This window comes from Blautia ammoniilytica, assembly GCF_025566965.1.
Taxonomy (GTDB): domain Bacteria; phylum Bacillota; class Clostridia; order Lachnospirales; family Lachnospiraceae; genus Blautia_A; species Blautia_A ammoniilytica.
This window is the reverse complement of record NZ_JAOQJL010000010.1, coordinates 14,016-31,865: the sequence shown is the minus strand read 5'-3', so window position 1 is coordinate 31,865 and position 17,850 is coordinate 14,016. Positions and strand designations below refer to the sequence as shown.

The 17,850-nt window shown below is 43.9% G+C and carries 16 protein-coding genes; 13 read left to right on the top strand and 3 right to left on the bottom strand.

Annotated features, from left to right (window positions below):
• The first annotated feature begins 245 nt into the window (after positions 1–245).
• From OCV61_RS06565 to hpf, 3 genes are all read left to right on the top strand, one after another.
• Positions 246–1,763, top strand: coding sequence for an RNA-binding domain-containing protein (locus OCV61_RS06565; protein ID WP_158421149.1), 1,518 nt, complete (start codon positions 246–248; stop codon positions 1,761–1,763).
• A 215-nt stretch (positions 1,764–1,978) separates the two neighbouring features.
• Entirely contained in the window at positions 1,979–2,740 is a 762-nt protein-coding gene (hisA, locus tag OCV61_RS06560; protein WP_158421148.1) for a phosphoribosylformimino-5-aminoimidazole carboxamide ribotide isomerase, read from the top strand.
• 117 nt (positions 2,741–2,857) lie between these two features.
• Entirely contained in the window at positions 2,858–3,385 is a 528-nt protein-coding gene (hpf, locus tag OCV61_RS06555) for a ribosome hibernation-promoting factor, HPF/YfiA family (protein ID WP_158421147.1), read from the top strand.
• 78 nt (positions 3,386–3,463) lie between these two features.
• On the opposite strand, the gene OCV61_RS06550 is transcribed toward hpf, so the two are convergent.
• Together OCV61_RS06550 and OCV61_RS06545 are read right to left on the bottom strand one after the other, a co-directional pair.
• Positions 3,464–3,880 carry a PIN domain-containing protein gene (locus tag OCV61_RS06550; RefSeq protein ID WP_158421146.1) on the bottom strand — a complete coding sequence of 139 codons (417 nt, stop codon included), beginning with the start codon at positions 3,878–3,880 and terminating at the stop codon, positions 3,464–3,466.
• Positions 3,877–4,092, bottom strand: coding sequence for a type II toxin-antitoxin system Phd/YefM family antitoxin (locus OCV61_RS06545; RefSeq protein ID WP_158421145.1), 216 nt, complete (start codon positions 4,090–4,092; stop codon positions 3,877–3,879). The genes OCV61_RS06550 and OCV61_RS06545 overlap by 4 nt, the downstream gene beginning before the upstream one ends.
• Before the next feature lie 416 nt (positions 4,093–4,508).
• On the opposite strand from OCV61_RS06545, the gene secA reads away from it, so the two are divergent.
• Positions 4,509–7,085 carry a preprotein translocase subunit SecA gene (secA, locus tag OCV61_RS06540; protein WP_158421144.1) on the top strand — a complete coding sequence of 859 codons (2,577 nt, stop codon included), beginning with the start codon at positions 4,509–4,511 and terminating at the stop codon, positions 7,083–7,085.
• 60 nt (positions 7,086–7,145) lie between these two features.
• On the opposite strand, the gene OCV61_RS06535 is transcribed toward secA, so the two are convergent.
• Positions 7,146–7,973, bottom strand: coding sequence for an AraC family transcriptional regulator (locus OCV61_RS06535; protein WP_158421143.1), 828 nt, complete (start codon positions 7,971–7,973; stop codon positions 7,146–7,148).
• A gap of 265 nt (positions 7,974–8,238) precedes the next feature.
• On the opposite strand from OCV61_RS06535, the gene dapF reads away from it, so the two are divergent.
• From dapF to OCV61_RS06490, 9 genes are all read left to right on the top strand, one after another.
• On the top strand, positions 8,239–9,087 hold the full coding sequence (gene dapF / locus OCV61_RS06530) for a diaminopimelate epimerase (RefSeq protein ID WP_158421142.1): 849 nt from the start codon (positions 8,239–8,241) through the stop codon (positions 9,085–9,087).
• A 173-nt stretch (positions 9,088–9,260) separates the two neighbouring features.
• Positions 9,261–10,484: a tRNA 2-thiouridine(34) synthase MnmA gene (mnmA, locus tag OCV61_RS06525; RefSeq protein ID WP_158421141.1), complete on the top strand. Its 1,224-nt coding sequence runs from the start codon at positions 9,261–9,263 to the stop codon at positions 10,482–10,484.
• A gap of 180 nt (positions 10,485–10,664) precedes the next feature.
• Positions 10,665–11,775 (top strand): peptide chain release factor 2 gene (gene prfB, locus OCV61_RS06520; protein WP_158421140.1). Its coding sequence is split into 2 segments (ribosomal slippage): positions 10,665–10,739 and positions 10,741–11,775, totalling 1,110 coding nucleotides; the frame shifts between segments, so codons are not numbered across the junction.
• 101 nt (positions 11,776–11,876) lie between these two features.
• A complete protein-coding gene (locus tag OCV61_RS06515; protein ID WP_158421139.1) occupies positions 11,877–12,329 on the top strand; it encodes an ACT domain-containing protein in 453 nt (150 codons plus the stop codon).
• Positions 12,330–12,333: 4 nt separating this feature from the next.
• Positions 12,334–13,548 carry a homoserine dehydrogenase gene (locus OCV61_RS06510; RefSeq protein WP_158421138.1) on the top strand — a complete coding sequence of 405 codons (1,215 nt, stop codon included), beginning with the start codon at positions 12,334–12,336 and terminating at the stop codon, positions 13,546–13,548.
• 16 nt (positions 13,549–13,564) lie between these two features.
• A complete protein-coding gene (locus OCV61_RS06505; RefSeq protein WP_158421137.1) occupies positions 13,565–14,773 on the top strand; it encodes an aspartate kinase in 1,209 nt (402 codons plus the stop codon).
• A 21-nt stretch (positions 14,774–14,794) separates the two neighbouring features.
• Positions 14,795–16,057: a hypothetical protein gene (locus tag OCV61_RS06500; protein WP_158421136.1), complete on the top strand. Its 1,263-nt coding sequence runs from the start codon at positions 14,795–14,797 to the stop codon at positions 16,055–16,057.
• Positions 16,058–16,099: 42 nt separating this feature from the next.
• Positions 16,100–16,987 (top strand): DegV family protein, encoded by an 888-nt coding sequence (locus tag OCV61_RS06495; protein WP_158421135.1) that lies wholly within the window; start codon positions 16,100–16,102, stop codon positions 16,985–16,987.
• Between the two features lie 36 nt (positions 16,988–17,023).
• Positions 17,024–17,815: a DUF975 family protein gene (locus tag OCV61_RS06490; protein WP_158421134.1), complete on the top strand. Its 792-nt coding sequence runs from the start codon at positions 17,024–17,026 to the stop codon at positions 17,813–17,815.
• The last annotated feature ends 35 nt before the right edge of the window (positions 17,816–17,850 follow it).

Below are 17,850 nucleotides of genomic sequence, written 5' to 3'. Positions count from 1 at the left end.
GAAAAAATCATCTACAGGGGATAAAAGCGAAAATTATTTGGAAGATTGGTATACTGACAGGAATAATATCTTAAAGGCATATTAGCTTATAAAACAGCATTGTATGGAAGTGCAAAAACAGTATTGCATAACACAATATATCATGACAGTATATAGTCATTTGTCCAAGTTGAAGAAATTGATTTTGATAAAGTGTGCGCGCCTCAGGCCAGTGTTTAAAAAAGATATAGGAAGGAAGTGACCATATGGCAATACCAACAAGTATTAAAACTCTCTTGTCCGGAGATGTAGTTGAATGGGCGAGAATTGAATTTAAGGAAACCTGGGATGCAGCGGCATCTTTGAAATCTATATGTGCATTTGCAAATGATCTTGACAACTGGGGCGGTGGATATATTGTTATCGGTGTACAGGAAAATAATGGCAGGCCTGTTTTTCCATTAAAGGGAGTTCCGACAGAAAAGCTGGATTCTTATCAGAAAAATATATTTGCAAAATGCAAACTCCTTAGACCGGCTTATACACCGATTATTGGTGTTGAAACATATCAAGACAAGCATTTTATTGTTATATGGTGTCCTGGTGGAGATAACAGACCGTATTCATCACCAAAGACAATGGAAAAAGATAACAAAGAGAGAATACATTATATTCGTAAAGCTTCCAATACTGTAGAACCTTCAGATGATGAAGAAAAAGATTTATTCAATCTGGCAAATAGAGTTCCATTTGATGATAGAGTGAATCATCAGGCAGAATTAGAAGATTTGAATATTACGTTAATTCAGAATTATCTTAAAGAGATAGGTAGTTCGCTGTATGAAAAATCAAAATTGGGAGATTTCACTGAATTATGTAGGGACATGAATATTATCAGTACACTTCCAGAGTATATAAAACCAAAAAACGTAGGATTAATGTTCTTTTGCATGGAACCAGATAAATTTTTTCCGTGTACACAGATTGATATTGTACAATTCCCGGATGGGTTAGGCGGAGACAATATTATCGAAAATACTTTTAAAGGACCGATTCATCAACAACTAAGAGAGGCATTACAGTTTATAAAGAATTCCATCGTAACGAAAAAAATTGTAAAGAGTGCGGATAAGGCAGAGGCAGATTGGGTGTATAATTATCCGTATGCTGCTTTAGAAGAGGCTCTTGCCAATGCTGTTTATCATCGAGGCTACGATATCAGAGAGCCGATAGAGGTAAGAATTGAAAAGGATATGATTGAAATCGTAAGTTTTCCGGGACCAGATCGTTCAGTGACGCAAGAAGGACTAAAACGATATAAGGTTTCTAATCGGAGATATAGAAATCGTCGTATTGGAGATATCCTTAAGGAGTTGCATTTGACAGAGGGTAGGAATACTGGATTTGGCAAGATACTGAGAGCCCTTGAAGCAAATGGGTCTCCGAAACCAGAGTTTGAAACAGATGAGGATCATAGCTATTTTATTTCAAGATTATTTGTTCACGAAGCATTTTTGAAAGATGAAGACTCAGAACGTAATCAGAAGGGAGCCGAAAAGGAGCCGAAAAGGAGCCAAAAAAAGGAGCCGAAAAAAGGAGCCGAAAGAAAGCTGGATATATTGCAGAAGTTGGAAGAAAATCCAGAGATAACTCAGGTTAAACTTATGGAAGAGTTTGATTTATCGAGAAAGCAGATTCAGAAGATTATAAAGGATTTGAGAGAGGAAGGACTAGTCGAAAGACAGGGATCTAATAGGAGTGGAAAATGGATTGTAAAGAAATAATAGGTAACCTGCGGATATTTTTCTCTACGGCTGGCAGCTTGTGGATGGGCAGGGAGTTGTGTATAATGGGAAAGTGATGGATGCAGGAAAATCAGATAAGGGTTATGGGAAATATATGAGATTCAGGAGAAACAGATAAGGGTTATGGGAAATATATGAGATTCAGGAGAAACAGATAAGGGTTATGGGAAATATATGGGATTCAGGAGGAATATATGAGATTCAGACCTTGTATTGATATACATAATGGGAAAGTTAAGCAGATCGTAGGGGGAAGCCTTCGGGATGTGCAGGATCAGGCGGAAGAGAACTTTGTTTCTGGACAGGATGCTGCTTTTTACGCAGAATTGTACAAAGAAAAAGGACTGAAGGGAGGCCATGTGATACTTCTGAATAGTGGGGATTCTCCGTATTTTCCAGCTACAAAGGAGCAGGCACTGCTTGCACTTAAGGCATATCCGGGAGGACTGCAGATCGGTGGCGGCGTGAACCCTGATAATGCCCAGGAATATCTGCAGGCCGGGGCCAGCCATGTGATCGTAACTTCGTATGTTTTTAAGGATGGAAAGATTTCCTGGGAAAACCTGGAAAAAATTGAAAAAGCTGCAGGCAGGGAGCATTTGGTCATTGATCTTAGCTGCCGGAAAAAGGCAGATGCATATTATGTGGTAACAGATCGGTGGCAGAAGTTTACCCAGGTTCCTGTGACGCTGGAACTGATGGAGCGGCTTGGATCTTATTGTGACGAATTTCTTGTACATGCAGTGGATGTGGAAGGCAAGGCAAGTGGGATCGAAACAGAACTTGCTGCTCTTTTGGGAGAATTTCACATGAGACCGGTTACTTATGCAGGAGGGATCGGTTCCCAACAGGATCTGGATTTATTGGATAAGGCCGGGAAAGGAAATCTGGATTTTACCATTGGCAGTGCATTGGATCTTTTTGGAGGAAGCATTCCTTTTGAAAGATTACTGTGAACGGAATGGACAAGTAACGTAAAACTTGTAAAAAATTCTGAAATTTTAAGAAAAAGATGTTAAAAATGAAAACAATGTGCTATAATATACCCATCAAACAGCAAAGGGGATGGAAGTATGAAATTCATCATCAGCGGTAAAAATATCACAATCACAGAAGGGCTTAGGACTGCAGTTGAGGATAAGCTTGGAAAACTGGAAAGGTATTTCACTCCTGACACCGAAGTTGTCGTAACTTTAAGTGTTGAAAAAGAAAGACAGAAGATCGAAGTCACGATTCCTGTAAAGGGAAGCATCATTCGTTCCGAGCAGGTCAGCAATGATATGTATGTATCCATTGACCTTGTGGAAGAAGTGATCGAGCGTCAGCTTCGGAAATACAAGAATAAAATAGCAGACAAGAAACAGGCAGCAGACAGCTTCCAGAAAGCATACCTTGATAAAGAGTATGAAGAGGATGAGGAAGTTAAGATCATTCGTACCAAGAAGTTTGATATCAAGCCTATGTATCCTGAGGATGCATGTGTGCAGATGGAGCTTCTGGGACATAATTTCTTTGTATTCTGTAATGCAGAGACCGATCAGGTAAATGTAGTCTACAAGCGTAAAGGCAACACTTATGGCCTGATTGAACCAGAGGATTAAACCATAATAGATTCTGAAAAAGCACCCGGGTGAGTTTTCCTTCCCCGGGTGCTTAATTGTTCTTATTCTCTGCCATTGCTATTGGCTTGTTATACTACAAAATTCTTCTGGAGAATATACAGTAAACTTTGCCTTTTTATAGTCTTTAAGATTTCGAGTCACAATACAATCCATTTTTTCTCTGATTCCAGTTTCTATCATTACAGCATCTTCATAATCAGAAATTGTTGATGATAATGCCAAACAGATATCATTAGATGTTGTATCTAAAATTTCGACGATAGAAAAAAGTTTTTCTAATGTTTCTCTTGTTACTGAATCACTATGAGTTATACGATGAATTAAGTAATAAATATCGGTAACAGATTTTGCAGTAATATATCCATTAATCTCCCCAGACCCAGCGAGCATAAAGACTTTTAAAGCACTTTCGGCAAAAGGCTGCCGTTGTTCACGGAAATCCACAACTACACAAGTATCAATTAGGACTTTCATAAATTTTTGAGCCTTTCTTTTTGGGCATCTTCTAAAGTGACTGTATTGGGAATGCTGCCATAAAGCTCTTTCACAATATCTAATTTGTTTTTATATGGAGACGTAATTTTTGCAATGATTTTGCCGTTTTTGGAGATATAAATATCTTCGGTTGCAGCTTGATCAAGGTATTTCCCTAAATTCGATTTAAGTTCAGTAGCTGTAATTGACATATGCAAGCCTCCTTTTCATTTTCTGTGTCAATCATAGCATATTCGCATGATTCAATCAATGTTATCGTACGATTTTATCAATGTTTTTGCCAATACTGCTTTGTACGATACGGCTATATGCTTTTGACTGCTCTGCCGGACGCAAGAACTGTTTTATATTGCTGTAGTTTACAAAAAAATGAGCCATCTGATTGCAAAAAAATAGTATGGCTGTAATTAATGAATTGTTAATGAATAATTTATGTAGCTGTAGTTTATGAAAAATTTATTGTTTTCTGTACAGGAAAGTGTTAAAATAGATAAGTGTATCATTCGCCTGTTTATAGAAATAGGGACAGGATACATATGAAAGGCAATAACAAAACGAAAATAATAATCAGGAGCATCTATTTGCACCTGTCAAGAGGAGTAGATTCATGAGCATGTTTTCAAAAATATTCGGGACGCACAGCCAGCGAGAGGTAAAACGTATTCTTCCACTGGTGGACAAGATCGACAGCCTGCGCCCGGAGATGCAGAAATTAACAGATGAAGAACTGCGTGACAAAACAAGAGAATATAAGAAACGCCTGGAAGAGGGAGCCACACTGGATGATCTTCTGCCGGAGGCTTTTGCCACTGTACGTGAAGCTGCCAAGCGTGTACTGGGTATGGAGCATTACAGGGTACAGCTGATCGGTGGTATTATCCTGCATCAGGGACGTATTGCTGAGATGAAGACAGGTGAAGGTAAGACATTGGTATCCACACTGCCGGCATATCTGAATGCCCTGGAAGGCAAGGGCGTGCACATCGTTACAGTCAATGACTATCTGGCAAAGCGTGATGCTGAGTGGATGGGCAAAGTACATGAGTTCCTGGGGCTGACCGTAGGTGTTGTACTGAATGACATGAAGCCGGAAGAGCGCCGTGCTGCATATGGCTCTGACATCACTTATGTAACCAATAATGAACTTGGATTTGATTATCTTCGTGACAACATGGTTATCTATAAAGAGCAGCTTGTGCAGAGAGATCTTCATTACTGTATTATTGATGAGGTGGACTCTGTATTGATCGATGAGGCACGTACACCTTTGATCATTTCCGGCCAGAGCGGTAAGTCTACCAAGCTTTACGAGGTCTGTGATATTCTGGCACAGCAGCTGGAGCGTGGTGAAGCCAGCCATGAGATGACCAAGATGGCAGCCATCATGGGCGAGGAAGTTATCGAGACAGGTGACTTTGTAGTAAATGAGAAGGATAAGATCGTCAACCTGACAGAACAGGGTGTTAAGAAGGTTGAGAAGTTCTTTAATATTGAGAACCTTGCTGATCCGGAGAATCTGGAGATCCAGCACAACATTATCCTTGCACTTCGTGCCCACAATCTGATGCACAGGGATCAGGACTATGTGGTTAAGGATGATGAGGTTCTGATCGTTGATGAGTTTACCGGACGTATCATGCCGGGACGCCGTTATTCCGATGGTCTGCATCAGGCGATCGAGGCTAAGGAGCATGTAAAGGTTAAGAGAGAGAGCAAGACACTTGCTACTATCACATTCCAGAACTTCTTTAATAAATATGATAAGAAGGGCGGTATGACCGGTACAGCCCTTACCGAAGAAAAAGAGTTCCGTGATATTTACGCAATGGACGTTGTAGAGATCCCTACTAACCGTCCGGTACAGCGTAAGGATCTGGATGATGCTGTGTACATGACCAAGAAAGAGAAGTTTAACGCAGTTGTGGAAGCAGTCAAAGAAGCACATGCAAAGCAGCAGCCGGTACTGGTTGGTACGATCACTATTGAGACTTCCGAGCTGATCAGCCGTATGCTCCGCAGGGAAGGCATCCAGCACAATGTTCTGAATGCCAAGTTCCATGAGCTGGAGGCTGAGATCGTAGCACAGGCCGGACAGGCAGGTGCAGTTACCATTGCTACCAACATGGCAGGTCGTGGTACAGATATTAAGCTTGATGATGTGGCAAGAGAGGCCGGCGGACTGAAGATCATCGGTACAGAGCGACATGAGTCCAGACGTATCGATAATCAGCTTCGTGGACGTTCCGGACGTCAGGGAGATCCGGGAGAATCCCGTTTCTACATTTCCCTGGAAGATGACCTGATGCGTCTCTTCGGTTCCGAACGTTTGATGAAAGTATTCACATCTCTTGGTGTGGCTGAGAATGAACAGATCGAACACAAGATGCTTTCCAATGCCATTGAGAAGGCACAGGAGAAGATCGAGTTCAATAACTTTGGTATCCGTAAGAATCTTCTTGATTATGATGCTGTTAATAATGAACAGCGTGAGATCATTTACAAAGAGCGCCGTCAGGTTCTGGATGGTGAGAATATGCGTGATGCCATCTATAAGATGATCACAGACATTGTAGACAATACAGTGGATATGTGCTTTACAGATGATGTGGACTCAGAAGAGTGGGATCTGGAAGAGTTTAATTCTGTTCTTCTTCAGATCATTCCTATTGAGCCTCTTACCAAAGAGGTGATCAAAGGCAAGAGAAAGAATGAGATCAAGCACTTTGTAAAGGAAGAAGCTGTAAAGCTTTATGAAGAAAAAGAGGCTGAGTTCCCGGAGCCGGAGCAGCTGCGTGAGCTGGAGCGAGTGATCCTTCTTAAGAGCATTGACAGCAAATGGATGGATCACATTGATGATATGGAGATCCTTCGCCAGGGTATCGGACTGACAGCCTATGGCCAGAGAGATCCGGTTGTTGAGTACAAGATGGCTGCGTTTGACATGTTCAATAACATGATCACATCCATTCAGGAAGATACTGTACGGATGCTGTATCATGTACATGTAGAGCAGAAGATCGAGCGTGAGCAGGTTGCAAAGGTAACTGGCACCAACAAAGACGATACCAGTGTGAGAAAGCCTGTACAGCGTAAGGAGATCAAGGTATATCCTAACGATCCGTGTCCATGTGGAAGCGGAAAGAAATACAAACAGTGCTGTGGAAGAAAAGCAGCCAACGTGTAATCATGATTGTGGTGTTTTGACACCAAAATCATAATATGTGATGCAAATGCCCCTCAGGCTCTAAAGAGCTGAGGGGCATTTATTAAACATTTTTTTATAGGCTCTGGAGAAGGTGGTGTAATCGGAAAAACCGCTTTGTGCGGCTGCTTTGATCACAGGCATGCCTTCACTGATCAGATCACGGGCCAGAAGAAGACGTTTGCTGTTAATATAACTGTGCAGAGTATAGCCTGTTTCAGATTTGAATTTTCGCATCATATGGTATTTGCTAAGGTAGTACTTTTCTGCAAGCACATCCACTGAAAGATCAGCAGTCAGATTGTGGTTGATATATTGAAGCAGCTCCTGGATCTGCTGGTCGCAGGTATAGGATTTTTGATCAAAAATATATTGCTTTTCCAGAAAGATCCGGTTCAGGTACACCATAAACTGGGAAAAAAGAGCATCGCTTAATATGTCATTGCCGAATTGAGTACTTTTCATGGAGGCCTCCAGTTCAAAAAGAATTTCTTTCAGCTTTTCCTGCATCCTGCTTTTTAAACGAATCAGGTTAAAACTTCGGTCACTGGCCTTCTGGAAACATTGGGTCAGTGATTCTTTTTCCAGGTCATCCCTGATCCACAGCACAAAACGTTCATATGGAAGAGAAGGCAGGATTTCCGGCTTGTGGATCGCATGCTGATTAACCAGAAGGATATCCCAGGGCTTCAGATGATAGGCTTTTCCCTCAATATGATAGGTAACTTTTCCGGATAAAAGAATCACTACTTTGTGGAAGTCATGATAATGAAAGGGAAAGATCCGGTCTTGCTGGTCCCGGATATGGAAAAGCCGGAATGACTGGTCCAGATATCCTGTTTTTTCTGTTGGCTCCTGGTCATAAAACATAAATACACCTCCGTATGTCAAGCCTATTTGGTATCCTAAAGACATTTGCTCACAACATTATCCTCACAACATTATTTTATACATTGAAAGCATTTTTTGCAATATGTATGGCATTATATTCTATATACAATGCGAAAATAAACAAATATACTATAGGTACCAGGATTGCAGAGGTGCGCAGTAGAAGTATGTCATGCAATTGCATGACGCGCACCTCGCAGCAAGAATGCCGAGGCATTCTTGAATGGGGAAAAGGAGCAGGCTTATGACAGACAGTATTGTTATGACAAAATATCAGGGACTTGGTAACGATTATCTTGTTTTGGACGCAAAAAAGAATAAAGTGCAGCTTCAGGGAAAAAAGATCGCTGTCTTATGTCAGAGAGGCTTTGGCCTGGGGGCAGACGGGATCCTGTACGGTCCTGTAGAAATTAACGGGAAAATGGGTGTGAGGATCTTTAACTCAGACGGCAGTGAATCTGCCATCAGCGGTAATGGCGTAAGGATCTTTGCAAAATATCTGATGGATCAGGGCTATGTGCATGGAAATAAATTTTCCATAGAAACAGAGGCCGGAACAATGGAAGTAGAGTGCCTGAATGCCAGGGCAACAGAATTTCGGGTAAAAATGGGGAAAGCTTCTTTCATATCCAGGGAAATCCCTGTAACCGGAGAAATCCGGGAAGTGATCAATGAGCCCTTTGTATTTCATGGTCAGGAATACAAGGCTACCTGCCTGACCGTGGGGAATCCTCATTGTATCATCTTTACAGATCAGATCAGCCGGGAAAAGGTGGAAAAGCTGGGACCCTATGTGGAAAATGCAGATGAATTTCCGGAAAGGATCAATCTGCAGATCTGCAGGCAGATCGACAAAGGAAATCTGGAAATAGAGATCTGGGAGAGAGGCTGTGGATATACAAAGGCTTCCGGTACTGGCAGCTGTGCAGCAGCTATGGCAGCTTACCGTTTGGGGATGATGGAACGTCGGATCAATGTGAACCAGCCAGGAGGAATGATCCAGATCGATATCGGAAAGGATGACACCATCTACATGACCGGAACGGTAGGGTATATTGCAGACATCCGCGTGGCAGAAAGCTTTTTCTCCTGAACTTCCTTTGAACTACCTCCTTTACGGGACGTTGACAAAATCAGCGTTATGACGTATTCTTTTCAGAAAGAATGATCAATTACGTTGCAGTGATATTCAGCAAGGATGATCATGCGGCAGTGAGTGGTTACTGCCGGCATCCGAATAGATAAGGATCCATAAAGGAGGAGTAAATGTCATCTACAGACACAGGTAAGGCCAGTGAATGGCAGACAGAAGAAATACAAAAAGAGATTCATAATACAGATTATCATAAGCTTTATAATACAGGCAGCAACGAAGAAGAACAGAATCCAGACGAAGATCATAAGGGGGTGCCCGCCGGGCATGCCCTTATTGCAATGAGCGGAGGTGTGGACAGCTCAGTGGCAGCCATGCTGATGTGCAAGGCAGGCTATGAGTGCATTGGCGTAACCATGAAATTATACGATAATGAAGACGTGGGACTGTCCAAGAATCACACCTGCTGTACACTGGATGATGTGGAAGATGCCAGAATAGTAGCACATCAGCTGGGAATGCGTTTTTACGTAATGAATTTTAAAGAAGACTTTTCCCATCAGGTGATCGACCGCTTTGTGGATGCCTATGAGCGTGGGGATACGCCTAACCCATGTATTGACTGCAACCGGTACATGAAGTTTGCAAAGCTTTATGACCGGGCAAAGGCAGTGGGCTTTGGTACCATTGTGACCGGACATTATGCACGGGTGGAATATGATGAGGAAAAAGGCCGGTGGCTTTTGAAAAAAGCAAGGAATCTGGCAAAGGACCAGTCCTATGTGCTTTATTTTATGACCCAGGATCAGCTGGCCCATACTAGGTTCCCACTGGGAGAATATGCAGACAAAGAGAAAGTCCGGGAACTGGCAGAAGAATATCATTTTGTAAATGCCAGAAAGCATGACAGCCAGGATATCTGCTTTGTGCCAGATGGGAATTACGGAGATTTTATTGAAAGACGCACAGGGAAAAAGTATGAAAGCGGAGACTTTGTAGACCAGCAGGGACATGTGCTGGGACAGCATAAAGGTCTTCTCCGTTATACCATCGGCCAGAGAAAGGGCTTAGGGCTTGCTCTTCCGGCTCCCTTATATGTGCGCAGGAAAGATATGGCCAAAAATCAGGTGATACTGTCCCCGGAAAAGGATCTTTATACAAAAGAGCTTTTGGCTAAGGACTTTAACTGGATCTCCTGCGAGCCGCCAAAGGAACCAATCAAGGTAACAGCCAAGACACGTTACCGTGCAAAGGAAGCACCGGCTATGGCCCAGGCACTGCCGGACGGCACGGTAAAGGTAGTATTTGAAGAGCCGGTACGTGCAGTGACAGGAGGTCAGGCAGTTGTACTTTATGACGAAGATGTTGTAGTAGGCGGTGGCACGATCCTTGGATAGAACCTGTAAAATAATTATAAAATTTGCCAAATGATATTTTACTTTATCTGTCTATGCGAACTACAAAATGCAATTCCAATGCAGTTGTTTTTTTGCCGGGGATATGCTAAAGTATAAGACAGCCTGGAAACAAAGGCAGTAAGCCTGTTTCCACACAAATATAAGAAAGAAGGTGAAGCTGTGGTTGAATTAGACCAGTTCAAGAGCATTCTTGCAACGTATACAGAACCATTAGTGGAAGTGAGGGATTCACTTTGACCTGGCTAACAAAGAGCAGAAGGTCGAAGAATTAGAAAGGGAGATGGAAGCTCCCGACTTCTGGGATGACGCAGAGAAGTCCCAGCAGAAAATGAAAGAATTAAAAAGCATGAAGGATGACATGGAGACATATCAGCACCTGGTATCCCAGATGGAAGATATGGAGACCATGATCGAGATGGGTTATGAGGAGAATGATCCGGCGATCATTCCGGAGATTCAGGAGATGCTGGATGAGTTCCGCACAGATTTTGACAATATCCGTATCAAAACACTGCTTTCCGGCGAATATGACAGCGAGAATGCCATTATCAAGCTGAATGCAGGAGCCGGTGGCACAGAAGCCTGTGACTGGTGCAGCATGCTGTACCGTATGTATACCCGATGGGCAGACAGGAAAGGATTTTCTGTGGAAGTACTGGATTATCTTGACGGAGATGAAGCCGGTATCAAGTCTGTTACTTTCCAGGTCAATGGGGAGAATGCATACGGACTTCTGAAATCCGAAAAGGGCGTGCACCGTCTGGTACGTATTTCTCCGTTTAATGCTGCAGGCAAACGACAGACATCCTTTGTATCCTGTGATGTTATGCCGGATATAGAGAAGGATCTGGATGTGGAGATCAACGATGAGGATATCCGTATTGATACCTACCGAAGCAGCGGCGCCGGTGGACAGCATATCAACAAGACTTCCTCTGCGATCCGTATCACCCACTTCCCTACCGGGATCGTGGTACAGTGCCAGAACGAGCGTTCCCAGCACATGAATAAAGACAAGGCTATGCAGATGCTGAAGGCCAAGCTTTATCTGCTGAAGCAGCAGGAAGCAGAAGCCAAGCTTTCCGGTATCCGTGGAGAAGTAACCGATATTGGATGGGGCAATCAGATCCGTTCCTATGTTATGCAGCCATATACCATGGTCAAGGATCACCGTACCAACGAAGAAACCGGTAATGTGGATGCAGTGATGGATGGCGGCATTGATATTTTCATCAATGCATACCTGAAATGGATCGCCCTTTCAAAATAACCTGAAAATACAAGAACCCTCTTGCGGCAGCCCCTGAGGCTGTGGTAATATATCCATTGTTAGAAAACAAATGTTTTTGTAATACGGACAGAGGGACATGCATGGATAGAACAAACGAGAAAAAGAAATATTATGTAGTGACAGAGCGGGCTGTTCCGGAGGTGCTTCAGAAAGTTGTGGAAGCAAAGAAACTTCTGGATTCAGGCCGCGTACTCACTGTACAGGAAGCTGCAGAGCAGACAGGGATCAGCCGCAGCTCTTTTTACAAATATAAAGATGATATTTTTCCTTTCCATGAACAGGCCAAAGGAAAGACAATTACCTTTATCATACAGATGGATGATGAACCTGGGATATTGTCAAATGTACTGAAGTCCGTTGCAGAGTTTCATGGGAACATACTGACCATTCATCAGAGTATTCCCATCAGTGGCGTGGCTACGTTGACCCTAAGCGTAGATATCCTTCCGGGGGCCGGTGATGCTGAGGCCATGGTAGAGAATATTGAACAGACGGAAGGGATTCATTATCTTAAAATATTAGGCAGGGAGTAAACAAATGATCAACATAGCAGTTTTAGGATACGGCACTGTAGGCAGCGGAGTAGTAGAGGTGATCAATACCAACCAGGACAGTATCAACAGGCGTGCAGGAGATGCGATCCGGATCAAATACGTGTTGGATCTTCGTGATTTTCCGGGGGATCCGGTACAGAAAGTGCTTGTACACGATTATGAGACCATTGTAAATGATCCGGAAGTAGACATTGTAGTAGAAGTGATGGGTGGCCTGGAGCCGGCACATACCTTTGTGAAAAGAGCATTAGAGGCAGGGAAAAGCGTGGCTACCTCCAATAAAGCATTGGTAGCAAAGTTTGGTCCTGAGCTGATGGACATCGCCAGGAATAAGAACATTAATTTCCTGTTTGAGGCAAGCTGCGGAGGCGGTATTCCCATTATCCGCGCACTGAACCAGTCTCTTACAGCAGACCAGATCGACGAAGTGACAGGTATCCTGAATGGCACCACCAATTATATGCTGACCAAGATGGATATGGAAGGCAGCCGTTTTGAAAGTGTTCTGAAGGAAGCTCAGGAAAAAGGATATGCAGAGGCTGATCCTACCGCAGACGTGGAAGGATATGACGCATGCAGGAAGATCGCGATCCTGTCTTCCCTTGCATACGGGAAGTTTCTGAATTATGAAAAAATCCATACAGAAGGGATCACCAGGATCACTCCGGAAGATATGGAGTATGCCAGGGTTATGGGTATGTCCATTAAGCTTCTGGCTACAAGCAGGAAGCTGTCAGAGGATTCCTATTATGCAGTGGTTGCCCCCTTCCTTGTTGGTAAAAATAATCCGCTGTACAGTGTAAATGATGTGTACAACGGTATTTTTGTCCATGGAAATGTACTGGGAGATGCCATGTTCTACGGCAGCGGGGCAGGCAAGCTGCCTACCGCCAGTGCAGTAGTGGCAGATGTGGTGGATGAAGCCAAGCATCTTCATGAGAACATGCCAAATGAATGGAACGATCAGCCACTTCCCCTTGCAGATCCTGATCAGGTATCCGGACGGTTCTTTGTACGTGTGCAGACAACCGATCTTTCGCTGATCCGGAGTGTATTTGGGACTATAGAGCAGATACAGGTACCAAAGGCAGAAGGAGAGACAGGCTTTGTCACTGCACAGATGACACTTGGACAGTACAAAGCAAAAGCAGCAGAGATCAAAGCGGAGATCCTTTCCATGATCCGCATCAAGGACTGAGTGACCGGAGGCATATATGTTAATAGTTAAAAAGTTTGGCGGTACATCTGTGGCAAATAAAGAACGGATCTTTCATGTGGCAGACCGGTGTATAGCAGAATACCAGAAAGGCAACGATGTAGTGGTTGTGCTTTCTGCAATGGGAAAATATACAGATGAGCTGATCAAAATGGCAAAGGACATCAATGAAAAGCCACCGAAAAGAGAATTGGATATGCTGCTGACCATTGGAGAGCAGATGTCTGTGGCGCTGATGGCCATGGCCATGAACCAGAGAAGGGTGCCGGCAGTATCCCTGAATGCATTTCAGGTGACTATGCATACCACCAGTGATCACGGCAATGCAAGACTGAAAAGGATCGATACCGAGCGGATCCGCAGGGAGCTGGAAAACCGCAGGATCGTCATCGTCACCGGATTTCAGGGCGTGAACAAATATGATGATTATACTACCCTTGGCAGAGGCGGCTCTGACACTACAGCAGTTGCACTGGCAGCAGCTCTTCATGCAGATGCCTGCGAGATCTATACAGATGTGGACGGAGTTTATACAGCAGACCCAAGGAAGGTGCCTGGAGCCCGCAAGCTGAAAGAGATCACCTATGATGAGATGCTGGATCTGGCTACCTTAGGAGCAGGTGTACTTCACAACCGTTCTGTGGAAATGGCCAAGAAATACGGCGTGCCCCTTGTGGTGCGCTCCAGCCTGAACGACAGTGAGGGTACAGTAGTAAAGGAGGTAACAACCGTGGAGAGAATGCTGATCAGTGGTGTAGCCCTGGATACAGATGCAGTAAGGATCGCAGTGATCGGGATCAAGGATATGCCGGGTATGGCATTTAAGGTTTTTGATACACTTGCCAAAAAGAAGATCAATGTGGATGTGATCCTGCAGTCCATCGGACGGGCAGGCACCAAAGATATTTCCTTTACAGTAAATAAGGATGATCTTGAGGATGCAGTTGCCACTCTGGAAGAGAACCAGGCAAGACTGGGCTATAAAGAACTGCATTCAGAGAGAAACATTGCCAAGCTTTCCATTGTAGGGGCCGGCATGATGAGTAATCCGGGTGTGGCTGCTAAGATGTTTGAAAGTCTTTACAACGAAGGCGTTAATATCAATATGATCTCTACATCAGAGATCAGGGTAACGGTCCTGATCAATGAAAAGGATGGGATCCGTGCAATGAATGCAGTACACGATGCGTTTGGGCTTACCGACTAAAAGCCTGGAAGGGAGAAAACGATGAAAAGAAAAATGATGATTGCATTATTGATGGCAGCCAGCTTATGTACAGTATCTGTAGTATCTGTTCCTGTTATTGCACAGGAGACCGCAGGAACACAGGAAGCAGCGCAGACAGAGGAAACTGCTGAAGCACAGGAGACTGCAGTGACAGAAAACACAGAAGAAGCACAGCCTGCAGACCCGCATGCTTCCACTACTTTATCGGACAACATTTATGATTTCCAGCTGAAAATGGGAGAAGATATCTGCCAGTTCCCTATGACCTATGAGGCTTTTACAGCTCTTGGCTGGCAGCTTTCCGGCGTGGAAGAGGACGAAAGCGTACCCTCTAATTCCTACTATATGATTGATTTTGAAAAAGAAGGACTGCGGATCGGAGCAGAGGCTATCAACCTGGGGATCAACCAGGCACCTGTAAGCCAGTGCCTGATCGGTTCTGTAACTGTGGATGCAAGCAGCAGCTACGGAGTGGATCTTTCCAAAATGCCGGTAGAGCTTGCAGGCGGGATCCAGATGGGTACCTCCACAGTGGATGATATTAAGGCAGCTTATGGAGATCCTTCTGATGTATATGAAGGAGATTATTATACACAGATGACATACTCCAAGGATACTTATGAACGTGTGGAGCTGTATGTATATAAGGACGACAACACACTGAAAAAAGTAGACGTGCGTAATTTCTCAGAGCCGGAAGATTTTGAAAAGGGAGAAGTAGATACCTCCACACCGGATGTTGTATCTGATTATCAGGCACCACAGGAGCTAGGCAGTGATATGCTGGATCCGGTAGTTGAGTACTGTGGTGATCTTTATCAGCTTCCTGCACCTGTAAGCGCATTTGAGGCAAATGGCTGGGTGATCCAGGATGCAGCTGAGGACGCATATGTAGAAGGCGGCGGTCTGGAATTTATTGATATGATGAAGAACAACCAGAGCGTAAGTTTTTCTATCTATAACAAAACATCCAATGCAGTTACATTGTCCAATTGCTTTGTAACAGAACTGGAGGTTGGCAATTATGACAGCGACAGTCTGAGTCTGAAGCTTTCCGGTGGATTTACTTTAGGCGCATCCAAAAGCGATCTGATGGCAGCAGCACAGGAAAAAGGCTATCTTTACGATGAAGAGAATGGTTATCTGACCATTTATGAGAGCGAGGATACCAAGATCGACACAAGAGCACAGTTCTGGTTCAATGAGGATGAGGATCCGGACACAGCTGCTGCAGTTACCTATAAGAATTATAACCTTCAGTAACACAAAAGGCAGCATGCCTGTGTCACTGAACCGGAGGAAAAGATGAGTGATTATATTCTGAGCTGCTGTTCAACAGCAGACCTTACCAAGGAACATTTTGAAAAACGTGGAATATCTTACATCTGTTTTCACTATCAGATGGATGGAAAACAGTATACAGATGATTTGGGACAGAGTATGCCTTTTGAGAAGTTTTATCAGGCAATGGCAGATGGGGCAGAAACAAAAACTTCCCAGGTAAATGCAGAAGAGTATCAGGCATATTTTGAAACATTCCTGAAGCAGGGAAAGGATGTGCTTCATGTGTGCCTGTCCTCCGGGATTTCCGGAGCGATCAATTCTGCTATGATCGCCAAAGAAGAACTGTCTCAGAAGTACCCTCAAAGGCAGGTCCTGATAGTAGATTCTCTTGGAGCATCTTCCGGATACGGGCTTTTGATGGACCAGCTGGCAGATCTTCGGGATCAGGGACAAAGCCTTCAGCAGGTTTATGACTGGGCCGAGCAGCATAAGCTGGAACTGAATCACTGGTTTTTCTCCACAGATCTTACCTTTTATATCAAGGGCGGCAGGATTTCCAAAACTGCCGGCTTTATTGGCGGCGTGCTGAATATCTGCCCGCTTCTGAATATGGATGACCAGGGCAGGCTGATCCCCAGATTTAAGATCCGCACCAAGAAAAAGGTGATCCGTACCATTGTAGACAAGATGGAAGAATATGCCAGAGACGGCAAAGATTATTCCGGGAAGTGCTATATTTCCCAGTCCGGCTGTTATGAGGATGCCAGGGCTGTGGCAGACCTGGTAGAGGCCAGATTTCCACACCTAAACGGAAAAGTCCTGATCAATTATGTAGGTACTACCATTGGAAGCCATACAGGTCCCGGTACTGTGGCCCTTTTCTTCTGGGGGAAAAAACGTACAGAGTAAGAAGCTGTTGCCGAATCGAAGGAGATTTGATAATCTATGAAGAGAAGTTCAAAAGAACTGAAAAGATACGCAAAGCTGGCTTTAGAGGGTAGATATGGGATCGCTATCATGGGGGTGCTGGCAGCATTTGGCATCAACCTTTTGGGGAATCTTCTGGCAGGGAATCTTTTTACAGGCGAATTCCTGCCAACTATGATCATGAGCCAGATTTTTCTATTTATCCTGTCCCTTGTTACAGGGATCCTGTCTGCAGGATTGTATTACATGTTTCTGAATATGGCCAGAGACAGGGAGTTTGGTCTTGGTGATCTGCTGTACTTTTTCAGAAATCATCCGGATCGGGTGATCGTAGCCGGCTTTGTGCTGGCGCTGATCGATCTGGTGGTATCCATTCCCTACTACTGGTACAGCTATACTGTGATCCCTGGGAATACTCTGGAAGCACAGGTGGAGTGGATGGGCCGCTCTATGGAGCTGATGCTGTTATCCATTGTACTTAATGTGATCGTTACGCTGCCTTTTGTTATGACCTACTTTCTGATGGCAGATCACCTGGATATGGGCGGCATAGAGGCTTTAAAGGCCAGTGCAGCTATGATGAAAGGGCATAAAGGCAGATATCTGTTGATGCAGATCAGCTTTATCCCTTTACTGTTTCTTTCTATATTTACATTATATATAGCTCTTCTTTGGATCGTTCCCTATATGCAGATGACTGTGACTATGTTTTACAGGGATCTGTTAGGCGAACTGGATCAGGACATTTATGAGGATCACAGGGAAAATAAATCTGCCTGGGATCAGGATGACTTTAATTCCGAGGCATAAAATGTTATGTGCGGAACATAAGACTTTAATTCCCG

What these genes read in the sequence shown, in the direction of transcription:
- OCV61_RS06490 (WP_158421134.1), top strand. Translation starts at nt 17,024, where the DNA reads ATGAAGAGAAGTTCAAAAGAACTGAAAAGATACGCAAAGCTGGCTTTA.
- OCV61_RS06500 (WP_158421136.1), top strand. Translation starts at nt 14,795, where the DNA reads ATGAAAAGAAAAATGATGATTGCATTATTGATGGCAGCCAGCTTATGT.
- OCV61_RS06515 (WP_158421139.1), top strand. Translation starts at nt 11,877, where the DNA reads ATGGATAGAACAAACGAGAAAAAGAAATATTATGTAGTGACAGAGCGG.
- dapF (WP_158421142.1), top strand. Translation starts at nt 8,239, where the DNA reads ATGACAGACAGTATTGTTATGACAAAATATCAGGGACTTGGTAACGAT.
- hisA (WP_158421148.1), top strand. Translation starts at nt 1,979, where the DNA reads ATGAGATTCAGACCTTGTATTGATATACATAATGGGAAAGTTAAGCAG.
- OCV61_RS06495 (WP_158421135.1), top strand. Translation starts at nt 16,100, where the DNA reads ATGAGTGATTATATTCTGAGCTGCTGTTCAACAGCAGACCTTACCAAG.
- secA (WP_158421144.1), top strand. Translation starts at nt 4,509, where the DNA reads ATGAGCATGTTTTCAAAAATATTCGGGACGCACAGCCAGCGAGAGGTA.
- hpf (WP_158421147.1), top strand. Translation starts at nt 2,858, where the DNA reads ATGAAATTCATCATCAGCGGTAAAAATATCACAATCACAGAAGGGCTT.
- mnmA (WP_158421141.1), top strand. Translation starts at nt 9,261, where the DNA reads ATGTCATCTACAGACACAGGTAAGGCCAGTGAATGGCAGACAGAAGAA.
- OCV61_RS06505 (WP_158421137.1), top strand. Translation starts at nt 13,565, where the DNA reads ATGTTAATAGTTAAAAAGTTTGGCGGTACATCTGTGGCAAATAAAGAA.
- OCV61_RS06550 (WP_158421146.1), bottom strand. Translation starts at nt 3,880, where the DNA reads ATGAAAGTCCTAATTGATACTTGTGTAGTTGTGGATTTCCGTGAACAA.
- OCV61_RS06545 (WP_158421145.1), bottom strand. Translation starts at nt 4,092, where the DNA reads ATGTCAATTACAGCTACTGAACTTAAATCGAATTTAGGGAAATACCTT.
- OCV61_RS06510 (WP_158421138.1), top strand. Translation starts at nt 12,334, where the DNA reads ATGATCAACATAGCAGTTTTAGGATACGGCACTGTAGGCAGCGGAGTA.
- OCV61_RS06535 (WP_158421143.1), bottom strand. Translation starts at nt 7,973, where the DNA reads ATGTTTTATGACCAGGAGCCAACAGAAAAAACAGGATATCTGGACCAG.
- OCV61_RS06565 (WP_158421149.1), top strand. Translation starts at nt 246, where the DNA reads ATGGCAATACCAACAAGTATTAAAACTCTCTTGTCCGGAGATGTAGTT.